Source organism: Cumulibacter manganitolerans (assembly GCF_009602465.1).
GTDB classification, from domain to species: Bacteria; Actinomycetota; Actinomycetes; order Mycobacteriales; family Antricoccaceae; genus Cumulibacter; species Cumulibacter manganitolerans.
This window is the reverse complement of record NZ_WBKP01000044.1, coordinates 1-14,275: the sequence shown is the minus strand read 5'-3', so window position 1 is coordinate 14,275 and position 14,275 is coordinate 1. Positions and strand designations below refer to the sequence as shown.

14 protein-coding genes are annotated in these 14,275 nt (G+C 72.7%); 9 read left to right on the top strand and 5 right to left on the bottom strand.

Annotated features, from left to right (window positions below):
* Positions 1 to 200: 200 nt before the first annotated feature.
* From F8A92_RS14255 to F8A92_RS14245, 3 genes are read right to left on the bottom strand one after another with little or no spacing between them, the layout of a single operon-like run.
* A complete protein-coding gene (locus tag F8A92_RS14255; RefSeq protein WP_153505836.1) occupies positions 201 to 797 on the bottom strand; it encodes an energy-coupling factor transporter transmembrane component T family protein in 597 nt (198 codons plus the stop codon).
* A 40-nt stretch (positions 798 to 837) separates the two neighbouring features.
* Positions 838 to 1,539, bottom strand: coding sequence for an energy-coupling factor ABC transporter ATP-binding protein (locus F8A92_RS14250; RefSeq protein ID WP_153505835.1), 702 nt, complete (start codon positions 1,537 to 1,539; stop codon positions 838 to 840).
* Positions 1,536 to 2,216 (bottom strand): biotin transporter BioY, encoded by a 681-nt coding sequence (locus tag F8A92_RS14245; RefSeq protein WP_153505834.1) that lies wholly within the window; start codon positions 2,214 to 2,216, stop codon positions 1,536 to 1,538. The genes F8A92_RS14250 and F8A92_RS14245 overlap by 4 nt, the downstream gene beginning before the upstream one ends.
* 150 nt (positions 2,217 to 2,366) lie before the next feature.
* Between F8A92_RS14245 and F8A92_RS14240 the strand changes: the two genes are divergently transcribed.
* The 9 genes from F8A92_RS14240 to fdhD all read left to right on the top strand — a co-directional run bounded on the left by F8A92_RS14240 (position 2,367) and on the right by fdhD (position 12,162).
* Complete coding sequence (locus F8A92_RS14240) at positions 2,367 to 2,939, top strand: TetR family transcriptional regulator (RefSeq protein WP_153505833.1); 573 nt, start codon at positions 2,367 to 2,369, stop codon at positions 2,937 to 2,939.
* A 73-nt stretch (positions 2,940 to 3,012) separates the two neighbouring features.
* Complete coding sequence (locus F8A92_RS14235; RefSeq protein WP_153505832.1) at positions 3,013 to 3,678, top strand: TetR/AcrR family transcriptional regulator; 666 nt, start codon at positions 3,013 to 3,015, stop codon at positions 3,676 to 3,678.
* Positions 3,679 to 4,193: 515 nt separating this feature from the next.
* Entirely contained in the window at positions 4,194 to 5,708 is a 1,515-nt protein-coding gene (locus tag F8A92_RS14230; protein ID WP_153505831.1) for an ABC transporter substrate-binding protein, read from the top strand.
* A gap of 71 nt (positions 5,709 to 5,779) precedes the next feature.
* Positions 5,780 to 6,718 (top strand): ABC transporter permease, encoded by a 939-nt coding sequence (locus F8A92_RS14225; protein ID WP_228389468.1) that lies wholly within the window; start codon positions 5,780 to 5,782, stop codon positions 6,716 to 6,718.
* Positions 6,715 to 7,578, top strand: a complete 864-nt coding sequence (locus F8A92_RS14220; protein WP_153505829.1) for an ABC transporter permease — start codon at positions 6,715 to 6,717, stop codon at positions 7,576 to 7,578. The genes F8A92_RS14225 and F8A92_RS14220 overlap by 4 nt, the downstream gene beginning before the upstream one ends.
* Complete coding sequence (gene nikE / locus F8A92_RS14215) at positions 7,562 to 9,265, top strand: nickel ABC transporter ATP-binding protein NikE (RefSeq protein WP_194291504.1); 1,704 nt, start codon at positions 7,562 to 7,564, stop codon at positions 9,263 to 9,265. The genes F8A92_RS14220 and nikE overlap by 17 nt, the downstream gene beginning before the upstream one ends.
* Positions 9,262 to 10,362, top strand: coding sequence for an LLM class flavin-dependent oxidoreductase (locus F8A92_RS14210; RefSeq protein ID WP_228389467.1), 1,101 nt, complete (start codon positions 9,262 to 9,264; stop codon positions 10,360 to 10,362). The genes nikE and F8A92_RS14210 overlap by 4 nt, the downstream gene beginning before the upstream one ends.
* 346 nt (positions 10,363 to 10,708) lie before the next feature.
* On the top strand, positions 10,709 to 11,197 hold the full coding sequence (locus F8A92_RS14205; RefSeq protein ID WP_153505827.1) for a MaoC/PaaZ C-terminal domain-containing protein: 489 nt from the start codon (positions 10,709 to 10,711) through the stop codon (positions 11,195 to 11,197).
* Positions 11,198 to 11,322: 125 nt separating this feature from the next.
* Positions 11,323 to 12,162 (top strand): formate dehydrogenase accessory sulfurtransferase FdhD, encoded by an 840-nt coding sequence (fdhD, locus tag F8A92_RS14200; RefSeq protein ID WP_153505826.1) that lies wholly within the window; start codon positions 11,323 to 11,325, stop codon positions 12,160 to 12,162.
* Positions 12,163 to 12,164: 2 nt separating this feature from the next.
* On the opposite strand, the gene F8A92_RS14195 is transcribed toward fdhD, so the two are convergent.
* Complete coding sequence (locus tag F8A92_RS14195) at positions 12,165 to 12,698, bottom strand: DUF1697 domain-containing protein (RefSeq protein ID WP_153505825.1); 534 nt, start codon at positions 12,696 to 12,698, stop codon at positions 12,165 to 12,167.
* Positions 12,699 to 12,908: 210 nt separating this feature from the next.
* The coding region (locus F8A92_RS14190) for an SbcC/MukB-like Walker B domain-containing protein (RefSeq protein WP_323368439.1) at positions 12,909 to 14,275 on the bottom strand (1,367 nt) is incomplete at its 5' end.

The following is a 14,275-nucleotide window of genomic DNA, read 5'->3' as shown; positions in this document are numbered from 1 at the left end:
CTCCGGACGGTTGTTCCGCGGCTCCGGACGGTTGTTCCGCGGCTCCGGACGGTTGTTCCGCGGCTCCGGACGGTTGTTCTGTGACGACTTCGGGCGACGTCGCCCGAAGTCGCAACAACACAACGGGCCGGGGACGACGGGCGCACCGGGTCGGGGTCGGGGACGACGACGGACGCACCGGGCCGGGCACGATGGCGAGGTCAGTCGAGCACGCCGCGGGCGTGCAACGCCTCGCCTGTCGCTCGCGCGTGCGCGACGGTTCGGATCACCATCGGCGACAGCAGCGCCCGCGGGTCGCGCTGCAGCCCGCGGGCTCGCGCGGCCATCCGCGTCTCGTCGGCGATCTCCAGCGTCGTGGGGATCCCGCGCAGCACGAGGGAGAACGCCAGCGCCACCTGCTCCGGATTCACGCCGATCCGCGCGAGCGGACGGACCGCGCGCGCGACGGCGTCGAGCACGGCGTCCACCGGGGTCGTCGCGGTGACGACCGTGGCGAGCAGGGCCAGGGCGAGCAGGTCACCGACGACGCCGACGGCACGCTCCCAGCCGTGCTGCCAGGTGAGGTAGCCGGCCAGGGTGCCCACGACGAGCGCCAGGCCGAGCATCCGGCGCAGCATCACCGCGAACCGCATCCCCGACACGGCGGCGATCAGCACACTCACGACGAGCGCAGCCACGGCGCTCGGCCACCCGGGGATGACGGCGAGCGCGATCCCCAGCACCAGCAACGCGGCCAGCTTGGCGGACGCCGGGAGCCGGTGCAGCGGCGAGTCGCCCGGCTGGTAGACGCCGATCACGCGTCCGCCCCGGTCGCGGGGCCCCGCTGGTAGACGCCGATCACGCGTCCTCCAGGACGGAGCGTCGGTAGTGCTCCACCGCGTCGGCCGCAGAGCCGTCGAACGCCACGGCACCGCGCGCGACGACGATGCCCCGATCGCATCGCGCGGCGAGGTCGAGATCGTGCGTCACGACGATCACCTGCGCGGGCAGCCCCATCAGCAGATCGCCTATTCGCCGGGCATTGCGCAGGTCGAGCAGCGTGGTGGGCTCGTCCGCGACGATCACGTCCGGACCGATCGCGAGGACGCCTGCCAGCGCCAGCAGCTGCCGCTGTCCGCCGGACAGCCCGTGCACCGAGCGCTCCGCGAGCGCCTCGAGCCCGTACTCGGCGAGCACCCGACGGGCGGCCTCTCGCCGCTCCGCGGACCTGCGGTGCGTCCGGCGCAACGACAGCGCGATGTCCTCGATGACCGTGGGCATCACGATCTGCGCGGCGGGGTCGGTGAACACGAAGCCGACCTTGCGGCGCACGGCCGTGCCGTCGCGGACGACGTCCAGGCCGTCCACGCTCACCCGGCCGCGGGTGGGTGCGACCAGCCCGTTCAGCAGCCGGGCGAGGGTCGACTTGCCGGATCCGTTCTCCCCGATCAGGGCGATCCGACGCTCGGTCAGCTCGAGGTCGGTCGTCTCGAAAATGGTGAGGTCGTGGGTGGGCGTCGGCACGGTGACGCTGACGCCGTCCAGCCGGATGGTGCTCACGCGCGCCGCGCGTCCTCACGCGTTGCCCGGCGGATCGCCGGACGACCGAGGATGTCGGGGAAGGCGCGGTGGACGGCGGTGGCGACCAGCGCCATGAGGACGTTCTTGATCACGTCGCCGGGCCAGAACACGATGTCGACGTTCCAGGCCTCCGACCAGCTCAGGCCGGCCCGCAGGTGGAGCCCCACGATGCCGAGGCTGTGGTTGAAGACGATGCTGCCCGCGAGCCCGGCGAGGAAGATCCACAGCACGCTGTGCAGCTTGTGCCGCGGCAGCCGGGAGACGATGAACCCGCACAGCCCGGCGGCGAACGGCATGCCGAACAGGTACCCCGCGCTGGGGCCCTGGAGCACCGCGATCCCGGCCGCGCCGCCGGAGAACACCGGCAGGCCGGCGGCGCCGACGGCCACGTACAGGACGACGGCCAGGAACCCGCGGACCGGGCCGAGCACCGCTCCGGCGAGCAGGACGCCGAAGGTCTGCAACGTGATCGGGACCGGACCGGCGACCGTGATCGCCGGCAGGATCGCCAGCACGGCGATGAGCGCCGCGAAACCCGCGATGAGCGCGATGTCGGTCGCCCGGTTCCCACGGCCGCGTGTGCCATGCTCCCCCTCTCGCGCGTCGGGGGCGGCGGTCGGGGCGGTGGTGACCGGCTCGGGGGCGGTGGCGCTCATGGTCCTGCTTTCGTCGGTGGGTGGCTGGGCGCGGCGACCTGAATGGTGTTCAGGTCGACCTGAATGGCGTTCAGGTTAGACTGACCCGGGACCTCGGGTGCATCCGGGGCCCGTCGATTCGCCCAGCCCCAGCCGATCGGAGCGATCCGCATGCGACACCGCCGCGAGGACGTCGTCAACCGCGCGCTCGCCGTGCTCGACGAGTACGGGCTCGGCGACCTCTCGATGCGCCGGATCGCCGGCGAGCTTGGCGTCCAGCCCAGCGCCCTGTACCACCACGTGCCGAACAAGCAGGCGCTGCTGGCGCTCGTCGCCGACGAGATCCTCGAGCGGGGACCGCATGCCGAGCCGGGCGGCGGCTGGCGCGCGCGCGCCGCCGCGATCTGCCTCGCGCTGCGCGATGCGATGCTCGCCTGGCGCGACGGCGCCGAGCTGGTCTCGACGGTGTACGCGTTCGAGCTCGGCGCCGGCCGGCCGTACGCCGAGCTGCTCGACACGCTCGCCGACGCCGGCTTCACCGCGCACGCGGCCCGCATCGGTGCCCGCACCCTGCTGCACGCGACGTTCGGGCACGCGGGCGCGCAGCAGGCACAGCTGCAGGCGGCGAGCGCCGGCGCGGTCGACGCGGCGCCGTACGACCGCGGGGACGACCTGGCGGCCGGTCTGGATCTGATCCTGTCGGGGCTGGCCGCGCAGCGCCGCAGCGAGTCGCGCCGGGTCTAGCCCCGGTCCCGAGACCGGGTCGACCGCCGCGCCGATGGACCGGCCGGTACACAAATGGCGGTAGGGTGACCGCATGCCCGACTCCGTCAGCGCGACCGACGCCGGATCCGCACCGGTGTCGAGCGTCCTTGCGCCGAGCGTCCCGCTTCCGAGCACGGCTCGCGGACGCCGGCGGCGCGACGCGATCCTCGACGCCGCGACCGAGATGATGTTCCGCAAGGGCATCTTCCACACCAGCCTGGACGAGGTGCTCGAACGCGGCGGCGCCGGCAAGTCCCAGCTCTACCACTACTTCGGCGGGAAGCAGGAGCTCATCCGCGCGGTCATCGAGCGGCAGCTCGAGAACGTGCTCGCCACCGAGCCGACCTTCGACTCGATCCGCAGCTGGCACGATCTCGAGTCGTGGCGCGATGCTTTCCTTTCCCGGCACAGCACGGAAAGCGGCCCACTGGGCTGCCGTCTCGGCAAGTTCGCCGGCGAGCTGGACGGCGATGACACACTGCGTCCGATGCTGGTGGGCGCCTTCGAGCAGTGGCGTTCCCACATGACGGCAGCCTTCACCCGGCTGCGCTCGCGCGGCGACCTGCAGGTGCACGCAGATCCCGAGGTCCTCTCCAAGGCGCTGCTGGCGGCGATCCAGGGCGGCCTGCTGCTGGGCCGGCTACAGCGCGATCCCGACGCACTCGAGCAGTCGATGACGATGGCGTTCGGGTACCTGCGCAGCTTCCGGGCACGCTAGAGTCCCGTCCCAGCCGTGCGATGGGTCACAGAGCCGCCTCGGAGGTCGCCGCAGGTCTGTACCGCTTGGTACTGTTCGGTCCAACGTCTTCGGCAGCCCGCAGGTTGCCCCGTCGCAGAAGGGTGTCGAGCCATGGTCGCTGTCGTGTGCGCCGCACCCATGCCGCGGTCCCCGCGACTGACGTCGCGTCGCGCGATCGACTTCATGCGCACCTGCACGTCCACCTGTTGCCGCTAGCCGACCCGGTTGCCCCTGCCGGTCTGGATCGGCAGCGCTGATCGCGGCCCCCGCGCGTCCTGCGCGGAGGGCCGGCTCGCCGCCGCTTCGCTCGTGCGCGCGCCCCGAGGGCGTACGCCGCTACCGGCGCCGCATCCCGGCCGCCGCCTCGCTCTACCACTCGACCGCCCCGCCGCGGTCCACCCCCTCATCTCCCCCGCCGGAGCCGTCCGCGCCTGTTCGCGGCGGCGCTTCGGCGTACCCGGCCCGCAGTGGGCCGCCGACCAAGGACTCCACGAATGACCCGCTATCGAATCAAGATCGCCGCCCTGCTGGCCGTCGTCGTCGCGCTGGTGAGCGCCTGCGGCTCCGCCGCGGCGTCCGGCGCGAGCACCGGCCACCTCACCTGGGGCTGGTACCTGCCCTCGTCCTGGGACCCGGTCGCGTCCACCGCCGGCCAGGACGTGCACGCCCTGTCGCTGGTGTACTCCGGCCTGACCAAGCAGGATCCGTCCGGCAAGGCCGTCCCGGAGGCGGCCGAGTCTTGGCAGTACAACGCCGACGGAACCGCGATCACCTTCAAGCTCCGCCCGGGCCTGACCTTCAGCGACGGCTCGCCGCTGGACGCGCAGGCAGTCAAGAAGAGCCTGGAGCGCGGGCGCGACGCCGACTACTCCACCAAGCGTGCCCAGCTCGCCGTGATCGCCGGTATCGACGTCCTCTCGCCCACCGAGGTCCGGCTGGACCTGACCGGCCCCGACTACCAGATCCCCGACCTTCTCGCGGGCCTCACCGGCTTCCTCGTCAGCCCCAAGGCCTTCGAGGCCGACCCGAAGAGCCTCGCCACGAAGCCGGTCGGGAGCGGCCCGTTCGCGCTGACGTCCTACACGCCGGGATCCAAGGCCGAGTTCACGAAGTTCGATCATTACTGGAATGCCTCGGACATCCACCTCGAGACCCTCACGCAGAAGGAGCCGCCGGACGCCTCGGTGATCGTCGCCGGCCTGCAGTCCGGGCAGTACGACGTCGCCGTGATCCCGCCGTCCCAGGTGGACGCCGCGAAGGCCGCCGGGTTCGAGGTCGACGTCAACAAGGTGCTGACCGTGCGCACCCTCGACATCAACAACACCGTCGCGCCGTTCGACAACCCGAAGGTCGTCGAGGCCATCAAGTACGCCCTCGACCGCAAGGCCCTGGTGGACACCTCCTTCTTCGGGCAGGGTGAGCCCGACGTCCAGCCGTTCCCGAAGAACCACATCGCCTACAACCCCGACCTCGAGAAGCTGTACCCGCACGACGTCGACAAGGCCAAGCAGCTGCTCGCCGAGGCCGGCTACCCCAACGGCGTCGCCGTCACGCTCACGACGTACGACACCAACGGGCTGGCCGAGCAGATCCAGTCGCAGCTGGGGCAGGCCGGCATCAAGGTGACGCTGCAGAACCTGCCCGCCGCCCAGGCGTCGCAGTCGATCTACATCAAGCGCGAGGCCCCGCTGGCGCTGGACAGCTTCTCCGGGCGCGAGTCGCCGGCGCAGGCGATGGAGGTGCTGTTCGGCCCGCAGGGCCTGATGAACCTCGGCCGGAACACGCCGCCGGAGGTCGTCGCCGCGATCCAGAAGGTCACCACGACGCCGACCGACGACCCGTCGTACAAGAAGGTCCTGCAGGACGCGGTCGCGACCGCGGTGAAGACGATGCCGAACGCGTTCCTGTTCAGCTGGCCGCGCATCTTCGCGCGCAGCAAGAACGTCACCGGCTTCACCCCGTACATCGCCGCGCAGCGGTTCGACGGCACCCGGATCGGGACGTCGTGACGGCCGCGACCCTCGTCTCGCCCGGGCCGCGCCTCACGGCGCGGTCCAGGGCGAGAACGCCGCTGGCGGCCGTGGCCAAGGGGCTCGGCACGATCGTCACCGTGCTGCTCGTCGCGAGCTTCGCGACGTTCGCGCTCGGCGCGATCGCCGGGACGAGTCCGGGTGCCGTCGCGCTCGGCAGCGACGCGACGCCCGAGGCGATCGCGGCGTTCGATCACAACGTCGGCTACGACCGGCCCATGGTCGTGCGGTACCTCGACTGGCTCGGCTCCGCGCTCACCGGTGACCTCGGAACCTCCTGGTTCAGCGGCATCTCGGTGACCGACTCGCTCGCCGACCGGCTGCCGGTCAGCCTGTCGCTGGCCGGCCTCGCGCTCGTGCTCGCCGTCCTGATCGGCGCGGCCGGCGGCATCCTGGCCGGTCGGTACCGCGGTACGGCGGTCGATCGCGGCATCACGATCGTCGCGGGCGCGCTGTCGACCCTGCCGCCGTTCGTCGCCGGCATCGCGTTGATCGTGGTGTTCTCCGTCGGCCTCGGCGCGCTGCCCTCCGGCGGCTACGTTCCGCTCTCCTCGGGCGTGGGCCCCTGGCTGGGCTTCCTCGTCCTGCCGGCGGTGGCGCTCAGCCTCGACGCGGCGTGCGAGATCGCGCGCCAGCTGCGCACCGGCATCGTCGCGGCGCTGGACGAGAACTACGTGACCGGCGCGGTCGTGCGCGGCCTGACGGCGCGACGGATCCTGTTCGGGCACGTGCTGCGCAACGCGGCCGGGCCGGCGCTGGCCGTCGTCGGCCTGCACATTCCGCGACTGATCGGCGGGGCGGTCGTGACCGAAGCCGTGTTCGTGCTGCCCGGCATCGGCGAGCTCGCCCGCGACAGCGCGCTGCAGGGCGACGTTCCCGTCGTCCAAGGGATCCTGCTGGTGGTGCTGGCGCTCGTCATGGTCTCCAACACGGCCGTCAACATCGTCCTGGAGCGGCTGCGTCCGCATTCCGCCCGGAGCGGCTCATGAGCACCGTCACCGCGTCGCTCCGGCACAGCCGGTCGGCCCGGCTCGCGCTGCTGGTGCTGGCACTCGTCGCGTTCCTGGTGGTCTTCGGCGGCGCCGTCGCGCCGTACGACCCGCTGCAGCAGAGCCCCGGCATCCTGCAGGGCCCGAGCGGAGCGCACTGGCTCGGCACCGACAACCTCGGCCGCGACACGCTGTCGCGGCTCCTGGACGGCAGCCGGCTGTCGGTCCTCGGCGCCGTCGAGGCGACCGCGGTGGGCGTCGTCCTCGGCGCGGTCCCGGGTCTGCTGTCGGTCTACCTCGGTCGAACCGCCGAGTGGCTGCTGCTGCGCGTCGTCGACGCGCTGCTGTCGCTGCCGTTCGTCATCGTCGCGATCGCGGTCACCGGGCTCGCCGGCGGCGGCCTGCACCCGGCGATGATCACCGTCGGCGTGCTGTTCACCCCGACGTTCTTTCGGATCGCCCGCTCGGCCGCGCTCGGCCTGCGCCACGCCGGCTACGTCGAGGCGGCCGAGCTCTTCGGCTCCTCGACGCCGCGGCTGGTGACGACCCACGTCTGGCGCAAGGTCGCCGCCCCGATCGCCGTGGCCGCGGCGAACACCACCGGCGCCGGCCTGCTGATCGTGTCGTCGCTGATGTTCCTCGGCATCGGCGTCGCTCCGCCGGCGCCCACCTGGGGCGGCATGCTCGCCACCGACCTGGGCTACCTCCACCAGGCGCCCCTGGCGCCGCTGTGGCCGGCCGCCCTCATCATGCTCACCGTCGGCGCGCTCAACGTCCTCGCGGACGCGATCCGCGACGCCGCGCCGGATGCCCGTACGACGACCGACCGGAAGGACCGCGCCCGTGCTGACGCTCGCTGACCCGTACGCCGACCGCGCCGACGCCGAGGACCACCGCCGCGCGCCGCTTCTGCGCATCGAGGACCTCACCATCGGAACCGAGCACACCGAGCTCGTGCACGGCGTCTCGCTCCAGATCGCCGAGGGCGAGATCCTCGGCGTCGTGGGCGAGTCCGGCAGCGGGAAGACGCTGACCTGCCGCGCCGCTCTCGGCCTGCTTCCCGGCCCCACCAGGGTCACCGGCGGCCGGATCACCCTCGGCGGCCAGGACATCGCCCACCTCAGCGACCGCGAGTGGCTCGGGGTGCGCGGGCGCCGGATCGGCGCGGTGTTCCAGGATCCGGCGTCCTACCTCAACCCGTCGCTGACCATCGGCCGGCAGATCGCCGAGGTCCTCCGGCACACCGGCGACGTGCGGGGACGCCGGCAGATCGAGGAGCGCTCGATCGAGCTGCTGCGCTCGGTGGGGCTGCGCGACACCCCGAGGATCCTCGCGGCGCACCCGTTCGAGCTCTCCGGCGGCATGCTGCAGCGGGCGCTGCTCGCGGTCGCGATCGCCGGTGAGCCCGAGCTGCTGATCGCCGACGAGGCGACGACGGCGCTGGACGTCACCGTGCAGGCCGAGGTGCTCGACCTGCTGGAGCGGCTGCGCGCCGAGCGGGGCATGGCGATTCTGCTCGTCTCGCACGACCTCGCGCTCGTCGCGGAGCGCACCGACCGCGTCGCGGTGTTCAGCGACGGGCGCCTGGTCGAGGACGGCCCGACCCGCCGCATCATGCACGACCCCCGGCACCCGTACACGCGCGAGCTGCTCGGGCAGGCCCGCGGCGTCGTACGCCGCGCCGAGCGGGCCGGCGACGAGCCCGGCCGCGCCGTCCTGGAGGTGGACGGCGTCGACGTGGCGCTCGGGCGCGGCCACAAGCGCCGGCGCATCCTGAGCGACGTGGACCTCACGGTGCGGGCCGGCGAGATCGTCGGGCTGATCGGCGAGACCGGCTCGGGCAAGACGACCATCGCCCGCACGGTGCTCGGCCTCACCACGCCGGCGCAAGGGCGGGTCTCGGTCGACGGCACGCAGACCTCCGGGCTCACCGGCCGCGCCCGCCGCACCTGGCGGCGCAGCGGGACGGTGCAGTACGTGTTCCAGGATCCGCTGCGCGCGCTCGACCCCGACCGCACCGCGGGCGAGAGCATCGCGGAGCCCTTGGTGATCGCCGGAGCGAAGGACGTCGACGCGAAGGTCGCCGAGGTGCTCGCCGCCGTCCGCCTCGAGCCGGAGCACGCCGACCGCCGGCCCGCGGAGCTGTCCGGTGGTCAACGGCAGCGCGTGTGCATCGCGCGCGCCCTGGTCACCGACCCGGACCTGCTGATCTGCGACGAGCCGGCCAGCGCGCTGGACGCCGCGAACCGCAACCACGTCCTGGCGCTGCTCGACGAGCTGCGCCGTACCCGCGACATCGGCATCCTGCTGATCTCGCACGACCTCGGCACCCTCGCCGGCCTCGCCGACCGGGTCACGGTGCTCTATCACGGCAGCGTCGTCGAGTCCCGGCCCACGGACGAGCTCTTCGCCCGGCCCACGCACGCGTACACGCAGCTGCTGTTGGCCAGCACGCCGACGCTGAGCGGTACGCGCGCCGACCCGCAGCGGCGATCCCAGCTACGCCAAGAAGTCGACTCCACCCCCTTGGAAGGAACCCACGCATGAGCAAGCTCGAAGTAATCGGAATGGTCGGGACCCGCGAGGAGTCGGAGGCATTCGCCTCCGACACGTCCGACGCGATCGACGTCAACTACCTGCGGCGGTTCGCCAAGGCGCACGACGAGGCCGGGTTCGACCGGGTGCTCATCGGCTACAGCTCGTCCGCGCCCGACGGCTTCGCCGTCGCCGCCGACGTGCTGAACCAGACCACGAACCTCGGCGTCCTCATCGCGCACCGGCCCGGTTTCGTGACGCCGACGGTGCAGGCCCGCAAGCTGGCCACCCTCGACCAGCTCTCCGGCGGCGGCCGCGTGGCGATCCACCACATCTCCGGCGGCAGCGAGATCGACCAGCGGCGCGACGGCGACTTCGTCGACAAGGACGGCCGTTACCGCCGTACCGCGGAGTTCATCCAGGTGCTGCGCAAGACGCTCTACTCGGAGGAGCCGTTCGACTTCGACGGCGAGTTCTACACGTTCGAGCAGGCCTACAGCACGGTGCGTCCCGCCACCGCGGCCGGCATCCCGATCTACTTCGGCGGCCAGTCGCCGATCGCCGTCGAGGTGGGCGCGGCGAACACCGACGTGTTCATGCTCTTCGGCGAGCCGCTCGCGGAGACGGCCGAGCGGATCGCCCTGATCCGCGAGACGGCGGCGAAGTACGGCCGCGAGGTGGAGTTCAGCCTGTCGACGCGCCCGATCATCGCCGACACCGAGGACGACGCGTGGAAGCGAGCGCAGGCGATCTACGACGCGGCCGCCGCGCGCGTCCCCGACGCGCCCAGCAAGGCGCTGTGGTTCTCCGGCAACACCAACGCGGCCGTGTCGGCGCAGCGGCTCCAGGAGCTGGCCGCCGAGCGAGAGGTGCACGACGAGCGCCTCTGGTTCGGCATGACCAAGCTCGCCGGCCCGGGCGGCAACTCGACTGCTCCAGTCGGGACGCCGGATCAGGTCATCGAGACGCTGCTGCGGTACTACGACCTCGGCGTCACGAAGTTCCTGATCCGCGGCTTCGACCCGCTGGGCGACGTGATCGAGTGGGGCCGCGCGCTGGTCCCGGGCCTGCGCGCCGCCGCCCGCGACCGCGGCGCCGTCAACGCCTGAGCCGACCGGCGGTCGCCGCGCCGGCGCGCGGCGACCGCGACCGGTCGGCGTCACCACGCTCGGCGACCCTCCCACGCTCGGCGACCCTCCCACGCTCGGCGACCCTCCCGCGCTCGGTGACCCTCCCACGGTCGTCGAGCGAGCCGAGCCGCCAGGCGAGGCGACGTCGAGACGCGCCCACGGTCGTCGACCCTCCCACGCTCGGTGACCCTCCCACGCTCGGTGACCCTCCCACGGTCGTCGAGCGAGCCGAGCCGCCAGGCGAGGCGACGTCGAGACGCCGCAACCGGCTGGTTCGCCGTCACCACCGCGCAGCCGACGCCGACGGGGATGGCAGAGTGACCGTATGACTGACACTCCGGGGCCGTTGACGGCCACGCTCGAGCAGCCGAGCGTCTGGTTCGACGACATCGAGATCGGCCAGGTCTTCGACCTCGGCACCGTCGTCGCCGAGCACGACGAGGTCGTCGAGTTCGCCAAGCGCTACGACCCGCAGTGGTACCACGTGAACGAGCAGGCCGCGAAGGAAAGCGGCTGGGGCTCGATCATCGCGTCCGGCTGGTGGACCGGCTCGGCGATGATGCGGCTGTACGTCGACGGCTTCCTGTCCAAGATCGCCCCCGACGCCTCCCCCGGCCTGGAGAACGTCCGCTGGCGCAAGGCGGTGTACCTCGGCGACGAGCTCACCGCACGGATCACCGTCGTCGACAAGAAGGACTCCTCCCGCGGCGACCACCTCGGGACGCTCACGCTGAACTGGGAGGTCCTGCGCGGGGACGACATCGTGATGAGCATGGTCGGCCGCGGCTGGTTCCACAAGCGCCCCGCCGCGTAGCCTGCTGCCCTTCACCGGGCCCGGCCGATGACGCATGTGCGGCGTACTTCGGTACCGACACGCCGGGCGATCGGTACCGAAGCACGCCGCGGGTGCGGTGGGCGGATGACGCATATGCTCGGCCCATGAGCCGAGTCATCGCGCGACGCAAGGTCGAGCACGTCGACGTCGCCACCGGACGGCGTACCACGCGGCCCGACTCCCTCGCGGGCGAGGAGCCGCTGGAGATCCGCGCCACCGGCGAGCCGCTCACCGTCACGATGCGCACCCCCGGCAGCGACGTCGAGCTCGTGCACGGCTTCCTGCTGTCGGAGGGCATCATCCATTCGCGGGACGACGTAGCGACCGCGCGGTACTGCGCCGGCTCGGTCACCGACGACGACGGGCTGGCGCAGAACACCTACAACGTGATGGACGTGGCGCTGTCCCCCGTGGCGCAGACGCTGGCCACCCAGGCGGTGCGGTCGTTCGCGACGAGCAGCTCGTGCGGCGTGTGCGGCACCGCGAGCATCGACGACGTCGAGCGCACCTCGCACTACCCCGTCGATCCGGCAGCGCCGCGCCTGTCGCTGGACGCGGTGGCCGCGCTCCCCGACCGGTTGCGCGCCCAGCAGCGCGCCTTCGAGCGCACGGGCGGCCTGCACGCCGCCGGCCTGCTCGACACCCGCACCGACGCCCTCGAGGTGCGCGAAGACGTCGGCCGGCACAACGCGGCCGACAAGGTGATCGGTGCCGCGGTGATGCGCGGCGACCTTCCGGCGTCCGCGCACGTGCTCGCCCTGAGTGGCCGGATCTCCTTCGAGCTGGTCCAGAAGGCGGCCATGGCGGGGATCGGCATGATCGTCGCCGTGTCCGCGCCGTCGTCGCTGGCGGTCGATCTCGCCGACCGGCTCGGCATCACCCTCGCGGGCTTCGTCCGTGGGGGCGGCTTCAACCTCTACACGCACCCGGACCGGGTCGGCTGACCTCAGCCGAGCAGCTCGACGAGCTTCTCGACGGTGCGGATGTTGCGGGTCGTCGCGTAGCCGTCCTTGGCGACCGAAGCCAGCTTCGTCGCCAGCTTGCTGCGGGCCAGACCGCCGGCGAAATCGACGTACAGCCACTTCGCGCCGGACGGGCCGAAGTCGACCCGCTCGCCGTCGGCGGCGATCTGCTGGAGCGCGGCGCGGGTGGCGGCGTCGTACGGCGCGGACAGGAACGTCACGATGACCTGCTTCGGGTCGCCGTCGAACGGGCACCCGGCGAGCGCCTTCTGCAGGTGCGCGTGGCTGACCACCACGACGTCCACCGCGAACCCGAACCGCGACTCGAGCGCCTCGTGCAGCTGGTCGGTGAGCGCGGACTCGGTCTTCGATGATGAGAAGAGCAGGTTCCCGGAGGCGATGTACGTCGAGACGTCCTCGAGCCCGAGCGACTCGGCCAGCTCGCGCAGCTCGGCCATCGGCACCTTGCGGTTGCCGCCGACATTGATGCCGCGCAGCAGTGCGGCGTACTTCGTCATCGCGCCTCCCGGAGCCGTGCCACCTGGATCCTCATCATCGTCCCCGCTTCCCGGCCCCCTGTCGCGGTGGCTTCCACCCCGCTATCGGCGCGATACCGGGGTACGACCCACCGCATCCGGCCAGAGCGCGGCACAACCCACCGCGAGCGCGGGAGGCCGGGTGAGCGCGGGACGCCGGGTGCGCACGGGAAAACGGGTCGCACCGGCCGGTCAGTGCGCCAGGATGCGCGAGCCGCGCGGCGTGCGCTCGATGACCAGCTGGGTGGTGATGCGGGTCTTCATCTCCTCCACGTGGCTGATCACCCCGATCGTGCGGCCGACCTGCCGCAGATCGTCGAGCACCTGCATGGCGAGGTCGAGCGTCTCGGAGTCGAGCGCCCCGAAGCCCTCGTCGATGAACAGCGAGTCGAGGGTCATCGCGCCGGTCTCGGCGGTGACCACCTCGGCCAGCCCGAGGGCGAGCGCCACGGAGGCGTAGAACGTCTCGCCGCCGGACAGCGAATGCGGCGGTCGGGCGCGGCCGGTGTGCGCGTCGAACACCTCGAGCCCCAGGCCGCCGTGGCCGCGCGCGGTACGCCGCTCGTCGGTGTGCCGCAGCGTGAACCGGCCGGAGGACATCCGCTGCAGGTGCCCGCTCGCCACCCGCGTCACCTGCTCGAGCCGGGCCGCCAGGTAGTACGCCGTGAGGTTCATCCGCTTGCTGTTCGCGCCCATCCCGCGCACCAGCAGCGCCAGCGCCTTGATCTGCGCGGCCCGTGCCGCCTTGGCGAACGCCTCGGGCAGGTCGCGGGCGGCGCGGCGGGCGAGCTCGGCCAGCCGCCGGGCCCGGTCGGACTCGGCGGTCGCGACCGCCCGCGCAGCGTGCTCCTCGGCCTTCGCCGCGTCGCGGACCGCCCGCAACCCGGCGATGTCGGGGACCTCGTCGGGAACGTCGGTGAGCCGCGGGTCCGCCAGGCGCGTCGCCGCGGACACCGCGTCGCGATCGAACGCGCGGAGCATCTCCGACGCCTCGGCGAGGGTCTTCTTGCTCCACGCGGCTGAGGCCGCGTCGTCGACCGCGTCGAAGCCCGCCTCGAGGGCGGCCTCGGCCGCGGCGTCCACCGCCTGCCCGACCGCCTCCTGTGCCGCCGCGTCGGCCGCGGCGTCGCGCAGGTAGGTCTCGATCGCGGCGATGGTCAGGTCGATCGCGGCGGCACGCTCGGCCACGGACTGGTAGCCGGCGCGTTCGGTGGCGATCGCCTTCTCGCGGCGGCGGACCTCGACGGTCAGCTCGCGGACGGTGCCCGCGTGCTGGTCGCGTAGCCGGTCGGCGGCCCGTTCCTCGTCGGCGAGCCGCGTCGCCAGGGTCTCGACGGCCGCGAGCGCCGCGACCGCGTCGGCGATGCGCCCCTCGGCCTCGACCGCCGCATCGACCCGCGCCCGTGCCGCGCCGAGCTCGCTCTTCAGCTCGGCGGCACTGCGTCCACCGGCGGTGGCGCGCTGGGCGGCGAGCGTCGCGGTGAACTCCCCGACGGCCTTGTCCGCGAGGTCGCGCAGCCTGCGCGCCGACTCGACGCGCTCGTCGGCGGCGGTGGCCA

Bases quoted from the DNA above. Each gene is read 5' to 3' on its own strand.
- F8A92_RS14230 (WP_153505831.1), top strand. From the start codon at position 4,194: ATGACCCGCTATCGAATCAAGATCGCCGCCCTGCTGGCCGTCGTCGTC.
- F8A92_RS14235 (WP_153505832.1), top strand. From the start codon at position 3,013: ATGCCCGACTCCGTCAGCGCGACCGACGCCGGATCCGCACCGGTGTCG.
- F8A92_RS14195 (WP_153505825.1), bottom strand. From the start codon at position 12,698: ATGACGAAGTACGCCGCACTGCTGCGCGGCATCAATGTCGGCGGCAAC.
- fdhD (WP_153505826.1), top strand. From the start codon at position 11,323: ATGAGCCGAGTCATCGCGCGACGCAAGGTCGAGCACGTCGACGTCGCC.
- F8A92_RS14205 (WP_153505827.1), top strand. From the start codon at position 10,709: ATGACTGACACTCCGGGGCCGTTGACGGCCACGCTCGAGCAGCCGAGC.
- F8A92_RS14220 (WP_153505829.1), top strand. From the start codon at position 6,715: ATGAGCACCGTCACCGCGTCGCTCCGGCACAGCCGGTCGGCCCGGCTC.
- F8A92_RS14245 (WP_153505834.1), bottom strand. From the start codon at position 2,216: ATGAGCGCCACCGCCCCCGAGCCGGTCACCACCGCCCCGACCGCCGCC.
- F8A92_RS14210 (WP_228389467.1), top strand. From the start codon at position 9,262: ATGAGCAAGCTCGAAGTAATCGGAATGGTCGGGACCCGCGAGGAGTCG.
- F8A92_RS14240 (WP_153505833.1), top strand. From the start codon at position 2,367: ATGCGACACCGCCGCGAGGACGTCGTCAACCGCGCGCTCGCCGTGCTC.